19 protein-coding genes and 1 tRNA gene are annotated in these 26,546 nt (G+C 36.6%); 4 read left to right on the top strand and 16 right to left on the bottom strand.

The window, feature by feature from the left end; translation table 11 throughout:
- Positions 1–21 precede the first annotated feature (21 nt).
- The 5 genes from TEGAF0_RS10845 to TEGAF0_RS10825 form a co-directional block, all read right to left on the bottom strand.
- The gene (locus TEGAF0_RS10845) at positions 22–480 is read right to left on the bottom strand and encodes a MarR family winged helix-turn-helix transcriptional regulator (protein ID WP_264898211.1); all 459 of its coding nucleotides are present in this window, start codon (positions 478–480) and stop codon (positions 22–24) included.
- 130 nt (positions 481–610) lie between these two features.
- The gene (locus TEGAF0_RS10840; RefSeq protein ID WP_264898210.1) at positions 611–2,005 is read right to left on the bottom strand and encodes a peptidylprolyl isomerase; all 1,395 of its coding nucleotides are present in this window, start codon (positions 2,003–2,005) and stop codon (positions 611–613) included.
- Between the two features lie 117 nt (positions 2,006–2,122).
- Positions 2,123–5,131 (bottom strand): translation initiation factor IF-2, encoded by a 3,009-nt coding sequence (gene infB, locus TEGAF0_RS10835; RefSeq protein ID WP_264898209.1) that lies wholly within the window; start codon positions 5,129–5,131, stop codon positions 2,123–2,125.
- Positions 5,132–5,206: 75 nt separating this feature from the next.
- Entirely contained in the window at positions 5,207–6,457 is a 1,251-nt protein-coding gene (nusA, locus tag TEGAF0_RS10830) for a transcription termination factor NusA (RefSeq protein WP_264898208.1), read from the bottom strand.
- Between the two features lie 20 nt (positions 6,458–6,477).
- Positions 6,478–6,948: an LSm family protein gene (locus tag TEGAF0_RS10825; RefSeq protein WP_264898207.1), complete on the bottom strand. Its 471-nt coding sequence runs from the start codon at positions 6,946–6,948 to the stop codon at positions 6,478–6,480.
- A gap of 162 nt (positions 6,949–7,110) precedes the next feature.
- Between TEGAF0_RS10825 and TEGAF0_RS10820 the strand changes: the two genes are divergently transcribed.
- On the top strand, positions 7,111–7,374 hold the full coding sequence (locus TEGAF0_RS10820) for a DUF4834 family protein (RefSeq protein WP_264898205.1): 264 nt from the start codon (positions 7,111–7,113) through the stop codon (positions 7,372–7,374).
- 22 nt (positions 7,375–7,396) lie between these two features.
- Here TEGAF0_RS10820 and TEGAF0_RS10815 read toward each other — a convergent pair whose 3' ends face one another.
- Complete coding sequence (locus tag TEGAF0_RS10815; RefSeq protein WP_264898204.1) at positions 7,397–8,017, bottom strand: HAD family hydrolase; 621 nt, start codon at positions 8,015–8,017, stop codon at positions 7,397–7,399.
- The gene (locus TEGAF0_RS10810) at positions 8,017–8,445 is read right to left on the bottom strand and encodes a small multi-drug export protein (protein ID WP_264898203.1); all 429 of its coding nucleotides are present in this window, start codon (positions 8,443–8,445) and stop codon (positions 8,017–8,019) included. Before TEGAF0_RS10810 ends, TEGAF0_RS10815 begins: the two co-directional genes overlap by 1 nt.
- 97 nt (positions 8,446–8,542) lie before the next feature.
- Here TEGAF0_RS10810 and TEGAF0_RS10805 point away from each other — a divergent pair, with 97 nt between their 5' ends.
- The 3 genes from TEGAF0_RS10805 to TEGAF0_RS10795 all read left to right on the top strand — a co-directional run bounded on the left by TEGAF0_RS10805 (position 8,543) and on the right by TEGAF0_RS10795 (position 12,953).
- Positions 8,543–11,470, top strand: a complete 2,928-nt coding sequence (locus TEGAF0_RS10805; protein WP_264898202.1) for a PAS domain S-box protein — start codon at positions 8,543–8,545, stop codon at positions 11,468–11,470.
- Entirely contained in the window at positions 11,467–12,168 is a 702-nt protein-coding gene (locus TEGAF0_RS10800) for a response regulator (protein WP_264898201.1), read from the top strand. The genes TEGAF0_RS10805 and TEGAF0_RS10800 overlap by 4 nt, the downstream gene beginning before the upstream one ends.
- Positions 12,169–12,266: 98 nt before the next feature.
- A complete protein-coding gene (locus tag TEGAF0_RS10795) occupies positions 12,267–12,953 on the top strand; it encodes a murein L,D-transpeptidase catalytic domain family protein (protein ID WP_264898199.1) in 687 nt (228 codons plus the stop codon).
- On the opposite strand, the gene TEGAF0_RS10790 is transcribed toward TEGAF0_RS10795, so the two are convergent.
- The 9 genes from TEGAF0_RS10790 to TEGAF0_RS10750 all read right to left on the bottom strand — a co-directional run bounded on the left by TEGAF0_RS10790 (position 12,950) and on the right by TEGAF0_RS10750 (position 26,472).
- Entirely contained in the window at positions 12,950–16,672 is a 3,723-nt protein-coding gene (locus TEGAF0_RS10790) for a PAS domain S-box protein (protein WP_264898196.1), read from the bottom strand. The two genes, TEGAF0_RS10795 and TEGAF0_RS10790, sit on opposite strands and share 4 nt — an antisense overlap.
- A gap of 92 nt (positions 16,673–16,764) precedes the next feature.
- Positions 16,765–18,690 (bottom strand): PAS domain S-box protein, encoded by a 1,926-nt coding sequence (locus TEGAF0_RS10785; protein ID WP_264898194.1) that lies wholly within the window; start codon positions 18,688–18,690, stop codon positions 16,765–16,767.
- Between the two features lie 35 nt (positions 18,691–18,725).
- Entirely contained in the window at positions 18,726–19,868 is a 1,143-nt protein-coding gene (locus tag TEGAF0_RS10780; RefSeq protein WP_264898192.1) for a hypothetical protein, read from the bottom strand.
- Positions 19,869–20,113: 245 nt separating this feature from the next.
- Positions 20,114–20,187: transfer RNA gene (locus TEGAF0_RS10775), tRNA-Ile, on the bottom strand.
- 87 nt (positions 20,188–20,274) lie between these two features.
- A complete protein-coding gene (locus TEGAF0_RS10770) occupies positions 20,275–20,487 on the bottom strand; it encodes a YgaP family membrane protein (RefSeq protein ID WP_264898190.1) in 213 nt (70 codons plus the stop codon).
- A 4-nt stretch (positions 20,488–20,491) separates the two neighbouring features.
- Positions 20,492–20,806: a hypothetical protein gene (locus tag TEGAF0_RS10765; RefSeq protein WP_264898189.1), complete on the bottom strand. Its 315-nt coding sequence runs from the start codon at positions 20,804–20,806 to the stop codon at positions 20,492–20,494.
- 6 nt (positions 20,807–20,812) lie between these two features.
- On the bottom strand, positions 20,813–24,016 hold the full coding sequence (locus TEGAF0_RS10760) for an efflux RND transporter permease subunit (protein WP_264898188.1): 3,204 nt from the start codon (positions 24,014–24,016) through the stop codon (positions 20,813–20,815).
- Between the two features lie 25 nt (positions 24,017–24,041).
- Positions 24,042–25,145 (bottom strand): efflux RND transporter periplasmic adaptor subunit, encoded by a 1,104-nt coding sequence (locus TEGAF0_RS10755; protein WP_264898187.1) that lies wholly within the window; start codon positions 25,143–25,145, stop codon positions 24,042–24,044.
- Between the two features lie 19 nt (positions 25,146–25,164).
- Positions 25,165–26,472, bottom strand: a complete 1,308-nt coding sequence (locus TEGAF0_RS10750) for a TolC family protein (protein WP_264898186.1) — start codon at positions 26,470–26,472, stop codon at positions 25,165–25,167.
- Between the last annotated feature and the right edge of the window lie 74 nt (positions 26,473–26,546).

Below are 26,546 nucleotides of genomic sequence, written 5' to 3'. Positions count from 1 at the left end.
CATGTAATGAATCAAAAAAAATTAAACTTCTGTGCCACGCATTCTTTCCAACAATCTGTTTAATTCCAGCGCTTCATTAGTCTCAATCTGAACCATTTCCTCCATTAATTGGTTCACACTATCGGTAGAAGCAGCCAACACAGCCAAACCTGCCTGCGTAAGCGTAATCACTGTTTCCCGCTTATCTGTAGGAGAATCCGCACGCTTTACCAGTTTTTTTAAGACTAGTCTATCAATAATCCTGGGAACATTAGAGCTTTTCTCTATCATTCTGCAACTAATATCTTTCACACATATTTGCTCAGGATACTTGCCTTTTAAAATGCGCATTACATTGTATTGCTCGTGTGTTAACCCAAATTCCTTTAAAACCTTGCTCATTTGCGTCTTTAACCACCAAGCTGTATACAATATATTCAGACTTGCTTTATGCATTTCATTCTTGAATTTATTGCTTTGTATGGCTTGTTCTAATTTCACAATGCAAATATACATGTATATACATGCAATTTCCAAATAAATTTTTTCGCTAGCGAATAATGAGCACAAAAAAACCATTAAGATCGTTTTTCACTTTTCTTAATGGTTGACTATCAAGTTTTTGATTGAATTACTGTTTTCTTCCAGCAGCTGCACTTGCGGCAGCTTGTCTCCATTGCTCTAGCTCAGAACACTTGCTGAACTCTTTGTCTATCAAAACATAGTAAGTAGGAATATGTTCTTTGAACCATTTTTCAAGGGTCGCATTCTTTTTTTCTTCCAATGCACGCTGAGATATACGGTTATAATCGTCCTTCAAGTTTTCTCTGTGTGGATCCTTTCTGGATTTAAAATAGATAATACGGGCTACTTTTCTGCCTCTTTCGTCTTGGTATACCTGAGGTGCAGAAATATCACCTGGTTTCATTTTACTGATTGGCTGAATCATGTCTTTGTCTAACATATCCAGAGAAATAAAGGTAGATCCATCTCTGCCTACCATGGCACCCGCACTAAACTTGCTGTTCTCATCATCGGAATACTTACTTACTGCTTCAGGGAAACTGATTTTGCCAGACTGAATCTGAGTGCGGATTGAATCCAATTTATCCGTTGTTTCTTTAATCTCATCTTCAGTAATAGGAGGTATTCTTAAAATATGACGCACAATGGCTTCATCACCTGAGCGGCTAATCATCATGATGATATGCAACCCAAACTTAGACTTAATCACCGGAGAAATCTGACCTTCTTTTAAACGGAATGCACCCGCAAGAAAAGCAGGATCCCAGAATTTATCATTTCTATTCAATGTATACTGACCTGCATTCTCCTTTACAGCAGGATCTTCAGAGAAATTTTTAGCCAGTTGCTCAAACTTTTTGGCACCCTGGGCTTCTGCCTGTTTTCTATAATCGTATAACTGCTTGGCTACATACTCTTCCACATCTTTATTGGCTTTGGGAATCATCATAATCTGACTGATTTCCACTTCACTTTCATAGAAAGGGAGACTATCTGTTGGCGTCTTGCTGAAATACTGCTTTACTTCTGTAGGTGTAATTTTAATATTATCAACAATCTTTCTTTGCATCTGATCCGCCAGCTTTTGTTCGCGGAAAGCTTCTCTGAAATCATCTTTTAACTGGTAAACAGTTTTACCTGCAATCTCTTCCAATATATCTTTAGAACCGTACTGCTGAATGGTTTGACGTATGCGATTGTCTAGTTCTGCTTCAATTTCGTCGTCTTCTACTTTAAGAGAATCTTTCTGAGCCTGAAGCAATAAAGCTTTCCTGATTAGCTGACCTTCCAACACTTGACATTCTGTGGGCAATACCACATTTTCTTGTCCTTGCGTTTGTCTCTTGGCATCCGCTATAGTATTCAATACATCAGAACGAAGAATAATCTTGTCGCCTACTTGTCCAATAATTTTATCAGCAACCACTTTTTTGGATTGAGCATCTGCTGTTACTGAAAAGGTCAACAGCAATATTCCGAGTAGCATCCCAATTTTTTTCATCCCTTGCATAGTATTCAAAAATAATCAAACAAATAAGGTTTTCAGCGATTGACCAACCTTTTAACAAATTATAAAAGCCCCAAACACTAGGTTTGAGGCTTTATGTTCGTTTACAATTTATAAAGTACGCTTTACTTCTTCTTCTTCAAAAGCTTCTACAATATCTCCTACTTTTAGGTCATTGAAGTTTTTAATGGTTAAACCACACTCCATATTGGTAGATACATCCTTCACGTCGTCTTTAAAGCGTTTCAAGCTGCCCAGTTCAGCACTTTGGCCTTCCCCTTTGGGATATTCCACAATACCGTCTCTGATAATTCTGATTTTACTGTTTCTGGAAATTTTACCTTCCAGTACATAACAACCAGCCACTGTGGCTTTATCAAACTTGTATACTTCTCTAACTTCAACGTTAGCGGTAATCTTTTCCTGAATCTTAGGCTCAAGCATACCTTCCATAGCACTCTTGATTTCATCAATTGCCTGGTAGATGATAGAGTATAGCTTAATCTGTACACCTTCGGTATCCGCCAATCTGTTGGCTTGCATAGAAGGACGTACGTTAAATCCAATAATAATAGCATCAGATGCTGTGGCCAGCAATACGTCACTTTCAGAAATCTGACCAACTCCTTTTAATACAACTCTAACAGCAATTTCTGCAGTACTTAGTTTTTGTAAAGAGTCACTCAATGCTTCCACAGAACCGTCCACATCCCCTTTAATAATAATGTTAAGTTCTTTAAAGTTACCCAATGCAAGACGACGGCCAATTTCATCCAATGTAATGTGTTTACGTGCACGAAGTCCTTGCTCTCTGGATATTTGAGCTCTCTTGGTAGCAACTTCTTTGGCTTCTGCCTCATCTTCAAATACCTTGAACTTCTCACCTGCTTGAGGTGCACCGTTCAAACCTAAGATAACCACAGGAGTAGAAGGTGGGGCTTCATTAATGCGCTGATTACGCTCATTAAACATGGCTTTTACTCTACCAAAATATTGTCCGGAAACAATTAAATCTCCCTGACGAAGGGTACCGTTCTGAACCAAAATGGTTGCTACATAGCCTCTTCCTTTATCAAGTGATGCTTCAATAATTGTACCTACTGCTTCTCTATTCGGATTGGCTTTCAGGTCTAATAATTCAGCTTCCAACAATACTTTCTCTAATAGAAGATCAACATTCAAACCTTGTTTAGCAGAAAGTTCCTGGTTTTGGAATTTTCCACCCCAGGCTTCCACCAGAATATTCATCTGAGAAAGTTGCTCATATATTTTTTGAGGATTGGCTCCGTCCTTGTCTATTTTGTTCACCGCAAAAATCATCGGAACAGATGCAGCCTGAGAGTGACTGATGGCTTCTTTTGTTTGAGGCATTACCGCATCATCCGCAGCAACTACAATAATAGAGATATCGGTTACTTTGGCACCACGGGCACGCATGGCAGTGAATGCCTCGTGACCTGGGGTATCCAGGAAGGTAATGGCTTTACCATTAGGTAAAGTTACTTCATAAGCACCAATATGCTGAGTGATACCACCCGCTTCCCCTGCTACTACATTCGCGTTACGGATATAGTCTAGCAAAGAAGTTTTACCGTGGTCAACGTGACCCATGATGGTAACAATTGGAGGACGTTCCTGTAAATCTGCTTCATCATCCACTTCATCATCTCCCTCTAATTCATCAACGTCTTCCAGTCCAATAAATTCAACTTCAAAACCAAATTCACTGGCTACCAGTTCAATTACTTCAGCATCCAAACGCTGATTAATAGAAACCATAATACCCAGGTTCATACACTTGCCAATTACATCGGCAAAACTTACATCCATCAGGTTAGCCAACTCACTTACCGTTACAAATTCTGTAACCTGTAGTTTGTTGTCATCCGTCATTTCTTCGCCCATTGATTCAGCTGCTTCATCACGCTTGGCTCTGCGGTATTTCGCTTTTAAGCTCTTACCTCTGCCACCCGTTCCGGCAAGCTTAGCCTGGGTTTCTCTGATTTTTTCCTGTATGGCTTTTTGATCTATTTCCTTTTCTTCTGTTCTTGGTGCATTTCTATCGTTTCTTCTGTTTCCGCCACCCTGACCACCGCGATTGAATCCACCACCCTGACCTTGTCCACCTCTGTTGAATCCACCACCACCGCTATTTGCGTTGTTATTTCTAGCAGGTACAATCGGACGGTTAGGACCAGTTAATGGTCTTCCTTCTGCATCTTTTGGAACATTTGTATTCGGCTCCCCTTTCTTGTCAACAGGAATACGTTTGCGCTTACGCTTTTCGTCTCTGCCCATTGGCTTCGGACGTGTATCACTATTAATGGGAAGTTCAATTTTTCCTAAAATTTTGGGGCCTTCCAATTTTTCAGCACGAATATTTTCAATAGTAGGTGCTGTTTCCACTGCAGTGGGAGCAGGAACGGCTGCTGGTGCAGGCTCGGGTACTACAGCAATCGGGGCTGCGGGAGCAGGAGCTGGTGCTTCTTGCGCTGGAGCAGGTTTAGCCTGTTCAACTTTCTTTTCAACTGCCGGCTCTGGTTTCTTTGCCGTTTTCTTTGGACGGGTCGAAGAATCAATGGTTGATAAATCAATTTTATTGATCACTTTCGGACCTTCTATAGTGGCAGGCTCGGGTTTCACTACTTCTGCTACAACAACTTTCTCAACCGTGGGTTCCGGTTCTGGAACAGCAACTGGGGCTGGTTTTGGTTGTTCAGCTACAGGCTCTGGGGTAACCGAAGCCGCTGCAACTGGAGCCGTTTCTTTTTCCGGCACTTCTTCTTTGGCAACAACTGTTGCCTGTACAGGAGGAGCAGCCGGTTCAGCTACAGGCTTTTTCTCTTCTTTTCTAAAAGTAATTTCTTCCTCGTCTTTCTTCTTCTTAGCCTCGGTTTGACCTCCTTTAGGAATCTCTACCTGGTCTGCTTTGTTCTTGGCAACTTTGTCGCCCTGGAATTCTGCCTGAAGGGCACGGTAATGGTCTTCCTGAAGCTTTGCAGTTGGCTTCAGGTCATCTCTGTTAAATCCTTTCTTCACCAAAAATTCGATCAGGGTATCCTGACCAATATTGAATTCTTTGGCGGCTGCTAACAGTCTCGGTAATTTCAGTTCTGACATTCTTTGTTTTTGGGTCCTAATATGCGTAACAATCAAGCCACGCATACTTGACAAATATACGTGGTTATTGGCTGCTTATTCTTCTCTATCAAATTCTTCTTGCAATACTTTTCTTACTTCTTCAATGGTTTCACGCTCCAAATCGGTTCTGCGCTCTAACTCATCAACAGTAAGCTTCAGAATACTGCGGCCGGTATCACAACCAATTTTCTTGAATTCATCAATAATCCAAGTTTCAATTTCATCGCTGAATTCGTCCAGATCAATATCAAATTCATCACTGATTTCTTCGTCCTCACGATAAACATCAATTTCGTAACCCGTTAATTCACAAGCCAGTTTAATGTTTACCCCTCTACGGCCAATAGCCAATGAAACCTGATCGGCTTTCAGATAAACATTCGCCTGCTTTTTATCATTATCCAGGTCCATATAGCTAATTTTAGCCGGCGTTAATGAACGCTGAATCAACAACTGGATATTGGTAGTGTAATTAATAACGTCGATATTTTCGTTTTTCAATTCACGAACAATCCCGTGAATACGGCTACCTTTCATACCAACACAAGCACCAACAGGGTCAATACGGTCATCGTAAGATTCAACCGCCACTTTTGCCCTGTCACCTGGTTCACGAACAATTTTCTTGATAGCAATCAGGCCATCAAAAATTTCAGGTACCTCAATTTCCAGCAATTTAGCCAGGAACATTGGGCTGGTTCTGGAAAGAATAATGACTGGAGTATTGTTCTTCAGGTCTACACGGGCAACAACTGCGCGGATATTTTCACCCTTTTTAAAATAATCCTGAGGAATCTGCTCAGATTTAGGCAAAATCAATTCATTGCCTTCTTCGTCCAATAATAAAACTTCTTTCTTCCAAACCTGATAAACTTCTGCGCTGATGATTTCCCCAATACGGTCACCATACTTTTTAACCAGAACATTCTTTTTCAAGTCACTAATACGGCTTGCCAAAGTTTGTTTGGCAGCTAAGATTGCTCTACGGCCGAAGTCAAGAATATCAACCTCCTCATACAATTCTTCTCCAACTTCAAAGTCAGGTTCAATTTTAGCGGCTTCAGAATAAGCAATTTCAGCAAGTGGATCGTTTACTTCCCCGTCTTCTACAATCATTCTTCTTCGGATGATTTCAAGGTCACCTTTTTCTGCGTTTACAATTACGTCGAAGTTGTCATCGGCGCCAAACTTCTTACGCAGTAAGGTTTTAAATACATCTTCCACCACTTTCATCATCGTGGGACGATCAATATTTTCTGCGTCTTTAAACTCCTGAAACGCTTCAATTAAGTTTATACTTGCCATAACGCTGTTTTTTTATTCTGCTAAAATTTAATTTGAACGGTTGTTGATTTTATATTTTCAAAAGGAATAAGAACTTGTTCTGTAACTGCCTTTTTGCCTTTTCCTGTAGTACATAAAAGCATGATGTCTGATTCTGCTACTGTTTCCAGAACACCCTCTTTAATTGTGTTGTCATTAAAAACAACCTGAAGGGTTCTACCAATATTTTTTTGGTACTGGCGTTTTAATTTAAGCGGTTCGTCAATTCCAGGTGATGAAACTTCCAGTGAAAAAGCCCCTTCCTCGTAAAGACCAGCTTCTTCTATCAAATGATATAGTTTTCTGTTAAAGTATACACACTTCTCAATGGGAAGACCATTGTCCCCATCCAGAAAAATCTTGATATTGTCTGTAGGCTTAATTTTAATAGAGACCAGAAAGTAACTGGGTTCTTCCTGCAGTAAAGTCTCTAAAAACGCCTCTATTTGTGCTATATTTTTGTCTGTTGCCATAGTAAAAAAGGAGAAGGGAACGATAGTCGTTCCCTTCTTTTGTTTCTTAGCTTACAGCAAAGGTACGCAAAAATTAGGCTAGCATCCAAATTTTTACCGTTCTTCCTGTTTTAGCAGGTTTTAACAAGCCATTTTAAGCTTAAATGCTAGTTTTACTGCCTTATGTTCAAAGTATTATTCTGGAGTTTGGCCATCTATTTCTTGTACAGGTTCATATTTGGATTGGTAATACCTGTTAGTCGAACCGCCAATCAGTTGAAAAAGAAAATGGCTGAAATGCAGGCACAACAAGCTTATCAGCAACAAGAAGCCTACCAGTCACAGCAATCCGGTAATCAGCAAAAACCAGCTTCAAATTCGGGTAATGGGGCATTTTCAAATGCTTCCAGCAAAGGTGATTACCTTGATTTTGAAGAAGTTAAGTAATAATTTCCTGGTTATTGACCAATCAAATCAGCTTAAGATCAAGTACACTTGTGGGGCTTTGGAGGTGAATGGTCTGAAAACCCAGTTGGCTTGCTGCCTCAATATTTTTCAGAGTATCATCAATAAATAAGGTTTCAGATGGAAGAATTTCTTGCTCATTTACAATTGCCTGAAAAGATGCAGGATAAGGTTTTCTTAACCCAAGGAATTGAGAGTAATATGCTTTTTCAAAAAAGTCATTAAAATTTTTACCATTGAACCTATCGCTGAAATGCTGAATAAAACAATCGTAATGAATCTGGTTGGTATTTGAGAATAAAAAGATTCTGTATTGTCTGGCAATTTTTTCCAGCCATTCAATTCTTTCAGCAGGAAAATCCAGCAACAATGCATTCCAGGCATCCCTTATTTGCTCATTGGTTAAAGGCAACCCTGCTTCTTTTCTGAAAGCTTCATAAAATGCAGCTTCATCAATTTTACCTGTTTCAAGCAATTCAAAAAGTGGGTTAGAAAAATGCTGGGTGAACATTTCGTCAAAATGATATACGCCCAGTTCTTTAAAGGCATTACTAGTTAGTTTAAAATCAATATTCAGTAATACCCCCCCTAAATCAAAAATGATATTTTTTATTTTTTGTCCCATTAATCAATCAGTTTCATTCCATAGTGTCCCAAGGTAGTAAAAATGGCACATCGTGTTACCACTCCAATACAGCACCAAACTAATAGCTTTTGAATGGAAACATTTAATCCCGTTCCAACACCAATACTCACTGGTGCTCCAACCGTAAGTGTTCCAAAAAAGCCGAGACCAATAACGCCATATTTTTCCCAGATCTTAAAAATCAAAGCATTTTTATCCTCCTTTGGGGGCTTGGGTTTCCTGAAACGGTTAATATACTGTTGAATATGCTTACCTAAAAAAGCTGCGATAAAAACACCCGCCAAACCTCCAATCATTGTAGTGATGAATATGGTAATCGGAGATATACCAAAGGCAAAACCCGCAGGTATAGCAGCATAAATTTCAAATGTGGCTAAGCCTGCAACCGTTAATATTTTATAGAACATGATTTCAAATAATCGTCAGCTGCGAATCTACTGTATTGCGTTCAGCGCATACGCATATATTTTGTTAACTTTAATCGGTTCCAAAAAATTGTGGACAATGAAGGACAGTCAATTACTGAATGAAAAATTATTACACAGAATAAATATTGGTATTGTTTATTCAGACGCAGAAGGAAATCCGATCTTAGCAAATAAAGCAGCAGAGCGCATTTTAGGTGTAAGGGTAGATGAATTCACCAAGCTTCAATCTCAAGAAGAAGGATATATAATAATTGATTTTGACGGAAACATATTACCTAAGGAAGAGTACCCCTCTAATGTAGTCCTAAAAACAAAAAAACCAGTTCAAGATGTAATAGCAGGTATACATCAATTAAAAACAAAACATACTACCTGGATTTTAATGGAAGCTGAGCCGGAATTTCAGGAAGACGGAATTACAATAAAAAGAATTCTGACAACTGTTACCAATATTACGGCTCAGATAAATATTGAGAAAAAACTACGTTTTCAGAATCGGCTGCAGCATTTGATTACCAAAACTGCTAAGGATTATCTGGGGGGATTGGCAAATGACCCGGACATTTCTGTACAAAATTCATTGAAAGAATTAGGTGAGTTTTTAGAAGCCGATCGTGCTTATATTTTTGAGTATGACTTTAAAAGAGGGATTAGTAATAACACGTATGAATGGTGCGGCGACGGAATTACTTCACATAAAACTGATTTACAAAATATTCCACTTTCTGTATTATCAGATTGGACCAACCAGCATACACAGAGAAATTCAATTCATATACCGGATGTGAGTGCATTACCGGATAGTGATCCTGTTAAAAAAGCACTAGAAGAACAGAAAGTTCAAAGCCTTATAACCGTACCTATATTTCAAGGCCAGGATTGTCTGGGATTTCTAGGTCTGGACGTTGTTAATAAAAAACATTTTTTTACTTCAGAAGAACAAAACCTATTGTCCATATTTGCCGAATTGTATGCCAACATGAAATTAAGGGTTGAATACAATAAGCAAATTGCAGAAAGTGAAGAGCGCTTATTGAATATTGTAAATAGTCCAACCCATTATGTATTAAGGACAGACTTAACGGGCAAGCATACTTTTTGGAATAAAACGTTTGCAGAAACTTTTGGATGGTTATATGAAGATAAGGGGCTTTCCGATGGAGACTCTTTAAAATCCATTTGTGGATATCATCACAAAAAAACACAGGAAGTTGTTTTAGCGTGTATCAAAAATCCGGGAACAGTTCACCAAGTAGAATTAGATAAGCCCAGAAAAGAAGGAGGAACGATGACCACATTGTGGGAATTTGTTTGCCTGGCAGATGCCAATGGAAGACCTCTGGAAATGCAATGTATGGGTATAGATATAACCGATAAAAAAGTAGCGGAAGAAAAAGTAAGAAAACTTTCCAGAGCTATAGAGCAAATACCCTTAACAGTTGTTATTACTAATTTGGAGGGAAATATTGAATACGCAAACCCTTATACCTTTCAAACAACTGGATATACGCAAGAAGAATTGTTGGGCAAAAATCCTAAAGTACTAAAATCAGGTGAAACCAGTTTGGAAGAATACGAGCATTTATGGGGAAATATCTCACATGGAAAAGAGTGGAAGGGAATTTTTCATAACAGAAAAAAAGACGGGACCTTGTATTGGGAACAGGCAACTATCGGTCCTATCCTAAACGATGACGGGGAAATTACACACTATATTGCCATTAAAGAAGACATTACGGAACGTAAGAGAATTCAAGATGAAATAAAGGATTTAAACAACCACTTAGAAGAGAAAATTAAAGAAAGAACCTTAGATCTAGAGAATGTTAATATTACACTGATTAATGCCAACAAAGAAGCACAACAAGCCAATAAGGCAAAAATTGACTTCTTATCTAAAATGAGCCATGAACTTCGCACTCCAATGAATTCTATTTTAGGATTTGGTCAGTTACTACAAATGAGTGAACTAACACCCATTCAGGAAAAAGGAGTTCAGCATATTTTAGATAGTGGGAAGCACTTACTTAATCTTATTAACGAAGTTTTGGATATTTCAAGAATTGAATCGGGCAGAATTAGTATTTCTGTTGAGCCGGTAGATGTGTATGAAGTAATCAAAGAAATTACAGAGGGATTACAATTCTCGGCCGATCAGAAAAAGATAAGCTTAATCTGGATGCCTAAAAGTACCATGCCCATTTACGTTAGAGCAGACAGACAAAGACTTAAACAGGTCTTAATCAATCTGACAAACAATGCCATCAAGTATAACAACGATGGAGGTCAGGTAATAATAACTGTTGATGAAAAACAAATAACGGAAGATGGTTACACACCCATACGAATATCGATTGAAGACAATGGTTGGGGAATAGAGGAGAAGGATCTGGAAAAAATCTTTATCCCTTTCGAAAGAGTGGGGGCTGAGAAATCCAGCGTTGAAGGTACAGGCTTAGGACTTGCCGTAGTGAAACAATTGGCAGAATTAATGGGGGGAAAAGTGGGCGTAAAAAGTATTTTTGGAAAGGGCAGTACATTTTGGATCGAATTACAGCAGTGTGAAAATCATTTAGATAGAATACAACAGACTGCAGCGTTACAACAACATGAAGAATCAGAAGATAGTAAAGGTTGCATTTTATATGTAGAAGATAACCTGCCAAATATTGAATTGGTTGAGGAAATTATAAGTACAAAAAGAAAGGCAGTTCAGCTAATCATTCACATGAGTGGATCTGGTGTCATCGAAAAAATTAAAGAAAATAAACCTAATCTTATTCTCTTAGATCTAAACTTACCTGATAAACACGGAAAGGATATTTTACGTGAAATAAAGGCAGACGAAGAAATCAATAAAATTCCTGTAATTATCATCAGCGCAGATGCTATGCCCAATCAGATTAGCGAATTAAAATCAATTGGAGCTATTGGTTACTTAACCAAGCCTATTGAAATAAAATCATTCTTGGAAATTGTTGATACTCATATAAATAAGCCATGACAGAAGATTTAAAAGACAGTAGAATTCTAATTATAGACGACACGCTTGCCAATATTGAAGTATTGGAGAATTTATTGATGATGAAAGGCTACACCAATGTTAGCTCTATCAGCGATTCTACTAAGGCAATGGATATGATTAAAAGTTTTAAACCAGAATTGATTCTATTAGATTTGATGATGCCGGAAATGTCTGGTTTCGATATAATGGAACAATTACAAAAAGAACCGGATGGATTTAAATTAATGCGTATACTAGTATTAACAGCAGACATTACACCAGAGTCTAAAAAGAAAGCTTTGTCTGGAGGGGCCAGTGATTTTTTAACCAAACCTTTCGACCTTACTGAGGTTGATCTCAGAATCAAGAACTTGCTTTATACTGTTTATCTTTTGTCTCAGCTAACCAATCAAAATGCAGTTTTAGAAGAAAGGGTTGCAGAAAGAACAGCTGAATTAGAAAAAAATCTGTCTGCAATAGAACTGCAGAACAAGGCGCTCAGAGAAATTTCATGGATACAGTCACATGTGGTTAGAGCACCTCTTGCAAGAATGATGGGGGCAATTGCACTGCTGGATATTAAAGATGATGCTGGTGTTACACAGGAAGAAATCATGGAAATTGTAGTTAGTTCCGCCAACGAAATAGATAAAACAGTTCGGGAAATATCATCTAAAACGGCTCAAGCGAACATATAATATGTCATTTTAACAGTTTTTCGGGTATAACTCTGTTATAATAGCGGTAATTTTGCATGCGGAATAATAATTGACAATTAATCCGCATATACCCCCTAATGAAAAAACTACTCTTATTCAGTCTGGTTATCTTAAGTAGTACACAGGCGTTCAACAATAAAACAGCCAACCCAATTGAAGGATGGAAGAATACTGCTGCCGCACTATCGAGTAAATTCAATATTAGCATTGAAGCGCTACAAAATGCGGTTAAAGTTTACCAGCAATTAAAACTTGCCGGTCAGCTCAATAACCAACAATTCCTCACCATTGCAGATTTTAGTAAGCCGAGTTCAGAAAAAAGACTTTTCATAATTAATATGGAAAAAATGGAATTGGTATTCAAAAGTCTGGTTGCGCATGGAAGAAACTCCGGAACGCTGATGGCTGAAAAATTCTCCAATAAAATGGAATCCTACCAATCCAGCATGGGCTTTTTCATTACCGGAAACGTTTACAATGGTAAGCACGGAATGTCTTTACAATTAGAAGGAATTGAAGCTGGTATAAATGACAAAGCAAAACAGAGAGCTATTGTTATTCATGGAGCAGATTATGTAAATGAACAGCTGATAAAAAAACAAGGATATATTGGAAGAAGCTTAGGTTGTCCTGCTGTTCCCAACAATCAGGTAAAAGATATTATTGAAACAATCAAAGGATCTTCATTATTTTATATTCATACTCCTGATAAATCCTATCTGCAAAAATCAAATTTAATTGGTACTACTTCAGGTTTGGGCTAGTAAATAGTGTACTCATCAACTATCTTCAAAAAGTCTTTAATATCAAAGGGCTTTGTAAGATATTTTTTTGCGCCCGCTTCTAATAACCGGTCTACTTGAAAAGATACCGCATCGGCACTAACTACAATTACAGGAATATCTTTTAGTTGCTCATTTGTCTTAATGATTTTTAAAACTTCTGAACCGTGCATATCTGGCAAATTAAGGTCTAATAAAATAAGTCTGGGTTTATATTCTAACGCAAGGCTTTCAGCAAGTTTGCCATAAACGCCAGTAACTAATTTAATATTTGGCCTTGTAGTGCTTAGAATTTGATTCACCAATTCAATATTGGAACTATTGTCTTCTATGTATAAAACCACTGCCTGACTTGTATTTTCGAGAGCAGGCAATTCAGGCATCTCTTCTTCAGGAATTTCAATTGTATCTAATAGCGAATTAGACTTGGGTAATTCTACCCAGAAAACACTACCCTCATCAGGCATGCTTTCTACGCCGCAAATTCCACCCATTAATGCAGTATACTGCTGAACTACAGCAAGACCCAATCCCGTACCTTCCACTGCACTATTTTCAGCACCGATTCGCTCAAATGGAGTAAATAATTTTTTTAAATGAATGGAGTCAATTCCTGGTCCATTATCAGCAATACAGATTTTGATAAATGCATTTTCGTTAACTAATAATTCTACAGCAGAAAGTTTTACCCAGCCACCTGTTCTGTTATATTTAATTGCATTATTAACCAAATTAATAATTACCTGTTTTACACGCTGTTTATCGGCTTTTATGAAGAAAGACTCTTTGCCATCTAATACATTGATGAGTTGAATATTTCTTGCATTTGCTGCAGGTGTTAAGGTTTCAATTACATCCCTGAATACATTGATAATATTAACTGGCTCCAGCGATATAGAAATTTTTCCTGCTTCAATACGGGTGATCTCCAAAACTTCATTGATCAGGTTCAATAAATGCTGCCCGCTGTTTAAAATATGATTTACCGATTTAATCTGTTTTTCATCCAAATCTCCCATTTCTAAAAGCTGGGCAAACCCCAAAATGGCGTTCATGGGTGTTCTTAACTCATGACTCATTCTGGATAAAAATTCACTCTTAGCCTGGTTAGCATCATCCGCTTCTTTCTTAGCCTGCATCAATGCAGTATTTGTGTTTTGCAATTCGGCTGTTCGTTCATTAATTTTCTTTTCCAGATTCTGATTTAAAGATTTTATCTCACGTTCAATTTTTACCCTTTCCGTGATATCTTCTTTGATAGCAATAAAATTAATAATTACGCCCGCTTCATTAACAATAGGTGTTATGGTAGTAGACTCCCAGTACAAGGCACCGTTTTTCCTTCGATTGTTTAATATACCTTTCCAGACATTTCCATTTTTAATGGTAAACCATAATTCTTCATACACTTTTGGATTCGTAAATCCAGATTTTAATATTCTGGGGTTGTTCCCTAATAACTCCTCTGACGAATAACCAGTTGTTACGGTCGTATGAGGGTTTACGTATTCAATATTTCCATCAGCATCAGTTATAAATATACTGATGGGGCTTTTCTCTACTGCACTTTGTAGCTTTCTAATTAAAATCTGAGCTTCTTTTTGAGCAGTTATGTCTCTCCAAGTAGCAAATAAAATTGGTTCACTCCCTGTTACGATGGGCGAAAGAACAATATCTATATATACCCACTCTCCATTTGCTTTAATATGAACCCATTCAAACTGATTTCGCTTATTCTGGAATGCCTGTGCAATGAGCTCTTTGGCATATTCTCTAGAATTTCGCCCATTGGGTTGAAGTTTGGGTGAAATACTATCAGGAGTTTTACCGATGATACCCTCCCGATTAGTTCCTAAAATTTCTTCACTTGCCTTATTACAATCTATAAAGACACCGTTTTTAATGATTAAATAACCATCTGGAGAGTCCGCAAAAAGGGTTCTGTATTTTGATTCACTTTCTTTAACCCTTGCCTCTGCTAATTTTTGATCGGTAATATTAGTTGCGTTTACAAATACTGCTGTTACATTTCCGGTTTTATCTTTTACAGGCTGAATACTATTTCTAAACCAATATTCTTGACCATTAATATGTCTGTGGGTTTCTATGATGTTTCCTTTTTTACTAAAAAAAACTTGCTCGATATAGGCCATATTTTCACTGGCAATTTCTGCCGGTGCAACATCAAATAATGTGTATTTATGATTAATGAAATCCGACGGTTTTTTATTGAAAATACCCGCTGCAATTTCATTTACATACAGAAACTCACCATCTACATTTAACATCATTATAGATGCATCAGAACTTTCAATTAAACTGCGATACTTTTCTTCAGATGCAATCAATGCTCTTTTACTTTGCTTTACTGATTTATATTTTTGAATAATACCAACAACAGACTTCATCATCTGTAATTCTTCTTCCAAGAATTCATACGCTGGAGAAATAAAAACTTTGATAAAACCTTGTAGTTTGGTTCCAATCAAAAAATCGAACTGTCTACTTTTATCCGTTTCATTATATGGAGCTGAATAATAACTTTCCTTCTCATATTGAACCCAAACGGAAGTAGTTGCTGGATCTTGGAATGCAGCAGGAATGATTTTGACTATTTCACTAAAATATTCAGAGGCTATTAGTTCCTCATTCTGACTGAGGCTTGTAATTTGATAAACGCAATTTTGCTCCTTTAATCGTTCGTTGAGATTTCTTCTTGATTCTTTTATTTCCAATTCTACCTGAGCTCGCTCAGATTCATTTCGAATTCTATTTTTTATATTCACCAATAATTCAGAAAACATCATCAAGAGATCTTGCTCTAGAGAATCAAAGTATTTGGGTTTAGTTATATTCTGTATTATTACAACACCAATACATTCATCTGATTGAATCATAGGAACCGCTAATAAACTTACTACTTCCGTTTCCGCCAATAATTTTCTCAGCTTGCTCTCTATAGGAAGTTGTTGAATATTGGGAATATTAATGGACTCTCCTGTTTTCAAAATATCAATCCAAGAAGAAAATTCCTGTATTGGGATAATTGAAAAGTTTTCTTTTTGAGAACTAATTCCTTCAGCACACCATTCATACGTATAATGCGCATTTCTATTTTTAAAATCGTAGTCGAATATGGCTAGTCTTTCTGCACCAGTAAACTCTCCCAGTTTATTAATCGCATCTGCAATCTCAAAGTCAACATGAGAGAGAGGAATATTTATAAACTTCTGACCAATAGTAGTAACTAAGTGCAGTAGTTTGTTTTTCTTCCTCAATTTCACTTCCAATTCAATCTGATCGGTTATTTCAGTGAAAGTGATAAAAACACTGGTTGGCTTTTTAGATTCATTGGCAAATTCAGGTACTGCATTTATCAAAAGCCAGATATATTTATTCTGCCTGGCATGCATAATACCAATTACTCTATTTAAAACAGGCAGGCTAGACGATAATGCAATAAAAACAGGATGCTGCGTTAATGGATAAGGAGTTAAATCTGGTTTTACTGTTTTCCATCGAGCGTCATTGGCAGGTATTCCAATCAATTCATTCAAGCCAAATCCCAACAAATGTTCAGCGGCTCTATTAGCATTTGTGATCAGGCCTTGCTCATCAACATAAATGACTCCCTGGGCCAGTATGTCAAAAAACAACATTTTGTCTTTTTGACTGTCTATTCCAGTATAACCCTGATTCATTGAGTAGTCTTTTGCTTAAAGTTAATCTATTCAAATATGAATAGATTATAAAAAATCGTCATCTAGTGAGTAGACATTATCGCAACTTTCAATTAAGCATTCGTCTTCACAACAATAGCCTTTATTACCGCATCCAACTCTTCGGCAGAAACCTGTAAGTATTTCAAGAATTTAACTCGTTCAGCTTCTGATACTAAATCATTATTGAATAGATTCACCAAACCCAGTATTCTGGCTAAAGGGGCCCTAACTAAATGAGATTGTTCCCAGGCAATTCTTTCCAATTGTTTATTCTTTATTTCAAGATGAGAAAGTGTTTCTTTTTGAGCAGTTATATCTTCTTCAACACCAATAAATTTAGTTATATCACCATTTTCATTTACTACCGGACTTATATAGGCTTTTACCCAATACAAAGAGCCGTCTTTTCGCTTATTACAAAATTCACCCACCCAGGATTCTTTGTTTTTAATTTTTGCCCACAAATTCTGGTATTCTGATTCAGATGTATATCCTGATCGCAGGATACTTGTTTTAAGTCCTTGCAGTTCTTCAAAAACATATCCAGATGATTTGCAAAAAGAGGGATTTACATATTCAAAAACACCATTTGTATCTGTAATCATGATAGAGGTAGTACTCTGTTCAATTGCCAAAGTAAGGGTATCAATTTGAACACGCGCCGCCTGATGCTTTTCAAACAAAGCAAAATTTGACATGGCATAATTTATATTCTCATTTATTCTATGAATTAACGCCATTTCTTCTTCCGTGAAAAAGTTAGGCTTATTGGCATAAAAAGCCAATTGCGCAATAGTTCGATTTTCAACCCGAATGGGCATTGTTAAGGAAGACCGGTATCCCCTTTTTAACGCTTCTTCTTTCCAGGGAGTCATTGCTTGATCATTTTCAATATCGTTACAATAATAAATCTTACCATCCCTTATGGTTCTTCCAGATGGCCCGTTTCCTTCTGGCGTGTTTTTTAATGAAATATGTTTTTTAAAGTACTCCAAGTATCCAGATTCAAAGCCAGCAAACTTATAGGGTTGAATGGTTTCATTAATATCATCTCTCAAGCCAACAAATGCGAATAAAAACCCGCCTGTATTCACCGCTATATCACATATGCCATTATATAAATCAAGTGGTTGTTTGGCATTTAAAATCAAATCATTTACCTCAGATGAGAATTTGAAAAGTCTTTTAGATTGAATAAGTTGAGAATCGTAAATATTTTGCTCAGTAATATTCTTACCAATTAAAAAGAATAATCCCATTTCGGCATCCCATTTTCCAGACCAGTTAAAATCTAACACCTGTCCAGATTTAGTGACAATCCTACTGGAAAAATTCTTAATAGTGCCCTTTGTAATCAGCTCATTTTTTACCTGATATAATTGCTCCTTCTCTGATTCCGGAACCAAATAAAATGCGGGTGTTGCATATAGCTCTTCTAAAGTATAACCTGATATATCCGCAACAGATTGACTTAGAAAAATCTTATCAAATTGTTTATTGTATACAATAATTGCATCAAATGATGCATCTAGAATACTTCTAATTAGCTTATTATGCTCAACAAGCGAAACTTCCTTCTTTTTAAATTGATCAATTTCACTAAACGTAACTGTGATATACTGAACTACACCTCTTTCATCCAATTCTGGTATGGCAGTAGCCAATATCCAAATTCGGTCTTTTGTTATTGGTCTGAATACACCCAGGATTACATTTTCGACAGGTTTAGCAGTTTTTAAAGCAAGAGCAGCTGGATGTAGTTCTCCAGGTAATACTTGACCATGTTCATCAATAACATGCCAGGAAGGATCAAAAGAAGTTTTGCCAATTAATTGATCTTTTGTTAAGCCTAATAATTGAAAAGCCTTTACATTGGCAAGAATGATACTTAAATCTGCTCTGTGCTTTACTACGCCTACCGCTAAATGTTCTATAAGCTGTGTAAACTGTTCTTCAGCAGCTGAATCTAGATCAGTTGGTAATAAGGTGCTTCTCATCTTATATAAATATATAAAATAAAGCCTTATAATAATTAATGCTTCCTATTCAATAATTTATAGAAGCATAACTCCTTCATCATGTTTTTGAACAGCTTAAAATCATAGAGGGGAATAAAACGCCAATAACCCTTATAGTTTATAACCCACTGGAGGAGGCCCAAAAGATCTCTCCGTTTTAGACATTTAATAATGTCCCTATAAAAGAGCGCTACTTCAATCGTTTTATTGTTGGCAAGTTTGGTGTTTGGCGCTATCTGATAATTTGGGTTAATTTTTTTCTTTATTGCTTCAGAAAAATCCTGGCCTGTAAACCTACCATATGGAATGTAAAAATTAGGTCTTAAGTCACATTCAATTAAGTAATACTGATTATCCAGTTCATTATAAATAAATTGAATGCTCGCAAATCCATTAATGGTAAATGCAGCCCCTATTTTTTCTAATAATATCCTTATCTCTTCATTGAGAAAATAAGACCTCTTGGTAGTAAAACTAAATTTAGACTTGAAATAACTCTTTACCTCGCCTGCATTATAATTAAGAAGAACTCCATTGTTGAATAGGGCTTCTACTCCAATATCCTTTCCTTCAATTAATTCCTGAAAAACATATGGATAGACCGGATTTAATTTTTGAAATGCCAGCTTAAAATCACTTGCGCTATTACACTGAATAATTCCTCCGCCGCCCCAGCTTAAGTCTTGTTTCAATAAAATTGGAAATTTCAACGGGAGGGAATCCGGATTAAACATGGGTTGATGAAAGTAACCGAAGAAGGCAGGAGTTTTAAATCCATATTCCTCACACAACCTACATAAACCATATTTGGACCCCATCAGCACTTTGTTCTTCAAATCAGTTATCGGGAGTACTTTTTTAGCTGCTTCATTGTTTTTTAATTCATCACATTCGCTCAGCATTTTTAAGAGTTTCTCGTCACCAAGAATTATCCAATTATACCCGGCACTGGAATCGAACGCAATTTCCAAGAGCTTCTTTTTATACTCTTCATTTTCTGAAGGACATTCAATCCAGTTTTTGTAGAACTTATTTTTTAATAGCCAGGAATTTTTTGAACAAAATACATCAACAGAGCAGCCCCCCTCTGTTAAAACAAAGGGTAATTCCATCAGAGTATCCCAATTTTCGAGACAAGCAACGAGTACTTTATACATCAACTCTATTTTATAAACAACCGATAGCTATAAAAAGCTATTGACTTTAAGGTATTTTTAATAATTAAATGTAAGAGTTAAACATCTTGAATCAATGAGATCATGACTGATAGCGTCACATTAGAACTATTTTTTATGCAATATGGCTAAATACTGATACTTATAAATAGACTAGGGGGCAAATAAGGGGCAAAAAAAACCACTTGCTTTGTATGCAAGTGGTTCAAAAAGGGTCAATTTTATTGTGGGCCCACCAGGGCATGATCCTGGGACCCCCTGATTATGAGTCAGGTGCTCTAACCAACTGAGCTATAGGCCCAAAGAACATTGCTGTTCTTAAAGGGTGGCAAAAATAATGATTTGATACTAATCTTTACTCAATTATTTCAGCATTTTCTTTTTTGGATTAATTGGTACAGCACGGTTTATTAGCTGATTTACCAATCCCCGCCCTGTCTAAAATACATTCGAGTGGGCAAAACTTAGTAAACGAAGATTGTAATAAGTTTAACCCTACAAAGGCCGCTAATAATAACCAGTTTACATGTATAAAATAGGCTAGACTAATACTGGTTAGTACAAAAACGCCAGCCACTGCTCTTACAATTCTTTCTTTCATAATATTATTTTGTTGAGTTTTCTACAGGTACAATAAAGGCTCTGATAGGGAATTCATTATTTGATTCAGCACCATTAAATTCATCTAGTAAACCTAAGACTCTGTTTGCAGCTTCATCACTACAAAAACTGAAAATAAAGACTGAATCATACTTATTGCCGTCATCCGAGCCAAACCAATCATCCAATAAATAATCATCTGGGCTGTTTTTTACACCCAAGGTATCAGTTACACTGAATATAGATATAGATGCATCTTTGAGCATTTTTTCAACTGATTTGCTGAGTTCTTTTACAGCAGTTACAATTAATAATTTCATACTAATTTATTTTACTTTATTGCGCATCATTTTATAATAAAGTAATGGCACAACTAATAGGGTTAAAAATGTTGATGTGATTGTTCCGCCCATTAATGAAATAGCTAGACCTTGGAAAATGGGATCAAATAATATAATTACCGCACCAAGTACTACAGCACCAGCAGTTAATAATATTGGAGTTGTTCTAACAGCACCTGCCTCAATAATTGCTTGTTTTAAAGGAATACCTTCTTCCAGCCTGATATTGATAAAATCAATTAGCAAAATAGAATTTCGCACCATTACACCGGCCAATGCAATAAAGCCTATCATAGAAGTTGCAGTAAAATAGGCACCCATCATCCAGTGTCCTAAAATAATGCCTACAAGGCTTAGCGGAATTGCAGCAAGCATCACTAATGGAACAGTAAAATTCTGAAACCATCCAACAATTAACATATATATGATTAGAATAACAGCAGCAAATGCTATTCCTAAATCTCTAAATACTTCATACGTAATTTGCCACTCGCCATCCCACTTTAGAGAATACTGATCTTGACTCTCTGGCTGCTTCGTATATTCTTCTTTGATACTATAACCAGCAGGAATTTTAAGTGAGGAAATACTATCCGACATTTTTGAAATTGCATAGAATGGACTCTCTAAGTCTCCTGCCATATCTGCCATCACATAGACTACTTCTTTTTGGTTTTTGCGATAAATACTTTTGTCGTTCACTTGTCTATTTACCGTTACAATATCTCGCAGACTAACTGTATTACCTTGCATTCCAGTAACCGTTAATTCAAGAATTTCATTGATTCCAGCTTTATCTTCTTCTTTTAACTGCAACCGAATAGGCGTTTGCGTAAATGCATTGGGGGCATTGATTACGCCTGCAGGCATACCAGAGACAGCGCCGGCAACAATTGCATTTATCTGTGCTGTTGCAACACCATAACGCATGGCTTTCTCTTTGTCTACAGTAAATCTATATTCAGATTGGTCATCCTCAACCATCCAGTCAGCATCCACAACATCTGATGTATTTCTAAATAATTGTTCAATTTGTTTACCAATTGCAATTTGCTGTTTATAGTCAGGTCCATATACTTCAGCAACTAGGGTTGATAATACGGGAGGACCTGGAGGTACTTCCACAATTTTTACATTTGCATGGTACCTTGCCGCAATTTTTTGTATTGGTCCACGCATAGACTTAGCAATATCATGACTTTGTATTGACCTCTCTTCTTTATCAATCAAATTAACTTGTATATCAGCAACATTATCACCCTTTCGTAAATCATAATGTCGAACCAATCCATTAAAACTAATTGGACCTGCAGTACCAATATAGCCTTGATAGTTTTTTACCATAGGCTGCTTGGCTACGTATTGCGCAATTTCAGCAGCAACTACATTTGTTTTTTCTAGCGTTGTACCTTCAGGCATATCAATCACTATTTGAAATTCATTCTTATTGTCAAAAGGAAGCATTTTAACTGCTACGGATTTCGTATAAAACAATAACATGCTAGCAAACAACACCACTACAGTACCCATTATAAATGCCCATCGCTTCCATCTTACTTCTAACATTGGCTGTATGAATGAGTAGTAGATTTTATAAATTCCAGAGGCCTCAAGTGAATGAGCTACATGTTCATTATGCTCTCCACCACGCTTCTCTTTTTCACGCAAGAATATATACCCTAAATAAGGAGTTAAGGTTAAGGCAACAATTAATGAAAGTAACATAGCAATAGATGCACCTATGGGCATTGGGCTCATATAAGGTCCCATAAGACCAGAAACAAATGCCATTGGAAGTACTGCAGCTACAACGGTAAAAGTTGCTAATATTGTTGGGTTACCAACTTCATTAATAGCATAAATAGCGGCTTGTAATGGGGGTAGTTTACGCATCTTAAAATGGCGATGCATGTTTTCTGCAATAATAATAGAATCGTCTACCACAATCCCAGTAATAAATACCAATGCAAATAAGGTAATACGGTTTAGTGTGTAGTCCATTGCATAATAACTGAACAATGTCAAGGCAAATGTTACAGGTACTGAAAGAAATACCACTAATCCTCCTCTCCAACCCATCGCAAGCATTACAAATAAAGTAACAACAACAATGGAGATAAATAAGTGAAATAATAATTCAGATACTTTATGTGCAGCTGATTCACCATAATTTCTCGTTGCAGTTACCTGCAAATCCGATGGTATTAAATCTTTTTTAAGAGATGCTACTTTGGCAAGTATATTATCAGAAAGTTTCATAGCATCTGCACCCTTTTTCTTTGCAATCGCAAGCGTTACCGCAGGATAAGTTGCTGTAAACTTTTTTAGTCCCGCAGTATCGGCATGACCATAGCCATAAAACACATATTGATTGGAACTTGCGGGTGATTCGGTAACTGTAGCAACTTGCTTTAAGTATACGGGTGTTCCTCCATTCATTCCAATTACTAGTGAAGCCACATCATCAGCAGAACTTAAGAAATTACCCGTAAGTACAGAGAAAGAACTATCATTTTTATAAAAGTTACCACTCTGTGCTTGAGCATTGGCTCCCCCAATAGATTTAGCAATAGATAAAAAGTCTACCCGATTCGCTGCCATCAGCGTTTTATTAAGTACTACTTTAACTTCTTTTGATCGGCCACCAATGATATTAATATCAGAAACATCATTTGATTTTTTTAATTCATTGGATAATTCCTGTGCAACCAGCTTTAACTGGTAATCATCATAATTTTCGCCCCAAAGTGTTAAACCAAATACAGGAACATCATCAATTGCCCTGGTTTTAATTAATGGCATAGAAATACCTTGCGGCATTTTATCCATATTTTTCATGATTTCACTATACAACTTTACTAGAGAGCGCTCTACGTCTTCTCCTACCAAGAACTGAACAATCAACATTGTTTGACCGCTCATTGAAGTTGAATATACATACTCAACCCCTTTTATGTTTGATATTACTTTTTCAAGCGGAGCTGATACTTTTGTTTCAACTTCTTTTGGACTTGCTCCCGGATAAGCAATAAAAATATCCGCCATGGGTACCTGAATCTGTGGTTCTTCTTCTCTTGGCATTAATAAAGTACTATACCCACCAATCAGTAAGAATGCCACCATCAATAGAATCGTAAGTTTGGATTGCAAAAATGCCTTGGCTATATTTCCAGATAATCCTTTTTCCATTTTGATTTTTTTAAAACTGAGGTAATTATTTCGAGATTGTTACTGGTACTCCATTATAAAGATTGCCCTTGGCACTTTGAATATATTTTTCACCATTTGATAATCCTGATAATACTTCAATTTGTCCTGATTGATTTTTTCCAGTTCTTATCCATCTTAGTAAGGCTGTATTATCTGCACTAATGGTATAAATCCCCGTTAATTGGTTTTTATATACCAACGCTTGTTCAGGTATAGTGATATTTATATTCGCATTATCAATAGAAGAATTTCCCTTTATAGGAACCAAAACTTTCGTGTACATACCTGAATAAAGATTTTTCATTTCAGCTTGTGGCATACCAATTTTCACTATATATTGCCCTCCCGTAAATTGAGAAGAAGGATTAATCTGTATTACTTTTCCTTTAATCTTTTTATCAACGGCCTGTACATATATTTCTACTTCCTGTCCGTTTGAAATACCAGCAATTAAATTTTCAGGAACCATTGCGCTTACTTGTAAGCTTCCTGTTTGTTCTAAAGTTAGAATAGGCATGCCTGGACTAGCAATACTTCCTGTTTCCGCATTTTTTTGTGATATAACTCCAGAAAAAGGTGCTGTAACTGTTGTATATGCAAGATTAGCATTCACCTCGTTTTTCATTTGCTTTGTGGCTTCTAAATTTGCCTTTGCGGATGCGTATTGAAGCGCAATTTGCTCTAATTCTTTTGCAGTTGCACTCTGTTGTTTATAAAGTGCTGTATATCTTTCATAGTCTTTTTGTGCATTTTTATAAGCAGCTTCTGCTTGAACAATCATTGCGTCTGTTTGTGAAGACTTAGCTTTTATATCAGTGGCATTAATCGTAAACAATACCTGACCTTGTTTAACTAAATCGCCGGCCTTTACGCGCATGCTGGTAATTGTACCCATTACCCTAGTTGAAATATTGGCTGATTGAATCCCTTCAACCTGACCAGTAATCTCAAAATTACCATTGGCAACTTGAGTTCCGGCGGTTCCTACTATAACTTGAACAGGTGAATTAGGTACTGTATGTTCTTGATTTTTTTTCTCTCCGCAACTCACTAAGGCAAATAAGGATAAAATTGCCCCAGTAAAAATTAGTTTATTCGTTGTATTCATTTTAGTCGTTTTATTTGGTTTATTTAACTGTAGTTAAAAAATCATAGTAATTAATCGCTACTTGTTCACTGAGTTTAGCTTCCGCTTGTTGTAATCGTTGTTGCGAAAGCTGAGTTTGTGCCAATAATATATCATTCGTACTTACAAGTCCTTGCTGATATCTATTTTGTAGTATCCTTAAAGACTCGTCAGCTTGTGCAATGGATGTTTCCAATTGTTTAAATTTATATCTAGCATCTTTGATGGTTCGAATAGTATTATGAAGTGAACTTTGCTCTTGATTCAGTCTTGCGGAAAACTGTTCTTGCAACTTTGCTTTCTCTATTGTTTGAGTCGCAATTTTATTTTTAGTTTGATTGCCCTTCATAATGTCCCATGACAACTGAATTCCTGCAAAATATGAGCCAGCATTAAAACCTAAGGCTTTACGATCATTCAACTGGTAATTGGCAAAAGCGTTTAATCGTGGTAACCAGCTCATCTTTGCACCTTTAATGGCAATATCATAAACACCTAAACCGGCTTGCATAGCTTTTAAGTCAGCTCTTTCAGCTGGTATAATTGCTAAAAGTTCTGTTGGCATTTCTAGTGGGCTAGATGTTGTTTTATAAACTATTCCCTGTGGTTGATTCATCATTAGACTTAGCTGATCAGAAACATATGCTATAGTTGACTGAAGTTCATTTAATCTTGTTTCTGTGTTCTTAACTTGTACTTCAACATTTAATAAATCAGATTTTTGCATCAAACCCTGATCAAATCTGTTTTTAGTAAACTGATAGATTGATTGAGATGTTAACAATGCAGTTTTAACAACATTAACTGCTTGATATAAAAAATCCAATTGTAGATACAATTGAGTTATCTGCATTTTTACAGCTTCTGTTGTTCTTTTAGATTGTAAAGTAGAAATTTGAACCTGCTTCTCCCCTGCTTTACGCATTTGTAGCATATCTAGATTTACGATAGGTTGCTGTAAACTTAATTGTGTAAGGTAATTGGGAGTAGCGCCTGGATTATTTAATAACGCTGGATTAAAGTCGGATGCAATTACATTAGCCTGTTGCAATTTAAATCCAAATGCATTCAGCGGATTATTCGTGTTCATTGCCGTATAGGAAAGATTCACTTGTGGAAGCCATAATGCTTCTGTTTGTTTTAAATTGGCACTTGCAATTTGCTGATCAATTTGTGCAATTTTGATTTGTTGATTGGCCTTTTGTGCAAGACTTAATGCCTCTTCCAGCTGTATAGATATAGTCTGTTGCTGGGCTTGAATTGGAATAAAACCTAATACAGAAAGCGAAAAAAGTAAGAATAGTCTCATAATTCCATTTTTAAGAACACAAAAGTAGAAACCATAAAATCCTTGTTTAGTAACATATGTAACAAAGAAGATTT

Source organism: Sediminibacterium sp. TEGAF015 (assembly GCF_025997995.1).
Classification (GTDB): Bacteria; Bacteroidota; Bacteroidia; order Chitinophagales; family Chitinophagaceae; genus Sediminibacterium.
The sequence above is the reverse complement of the archived record's forward strand: the minus strand, read 5'-3'. Positions and strand labels throughout refer to the sequence as shown.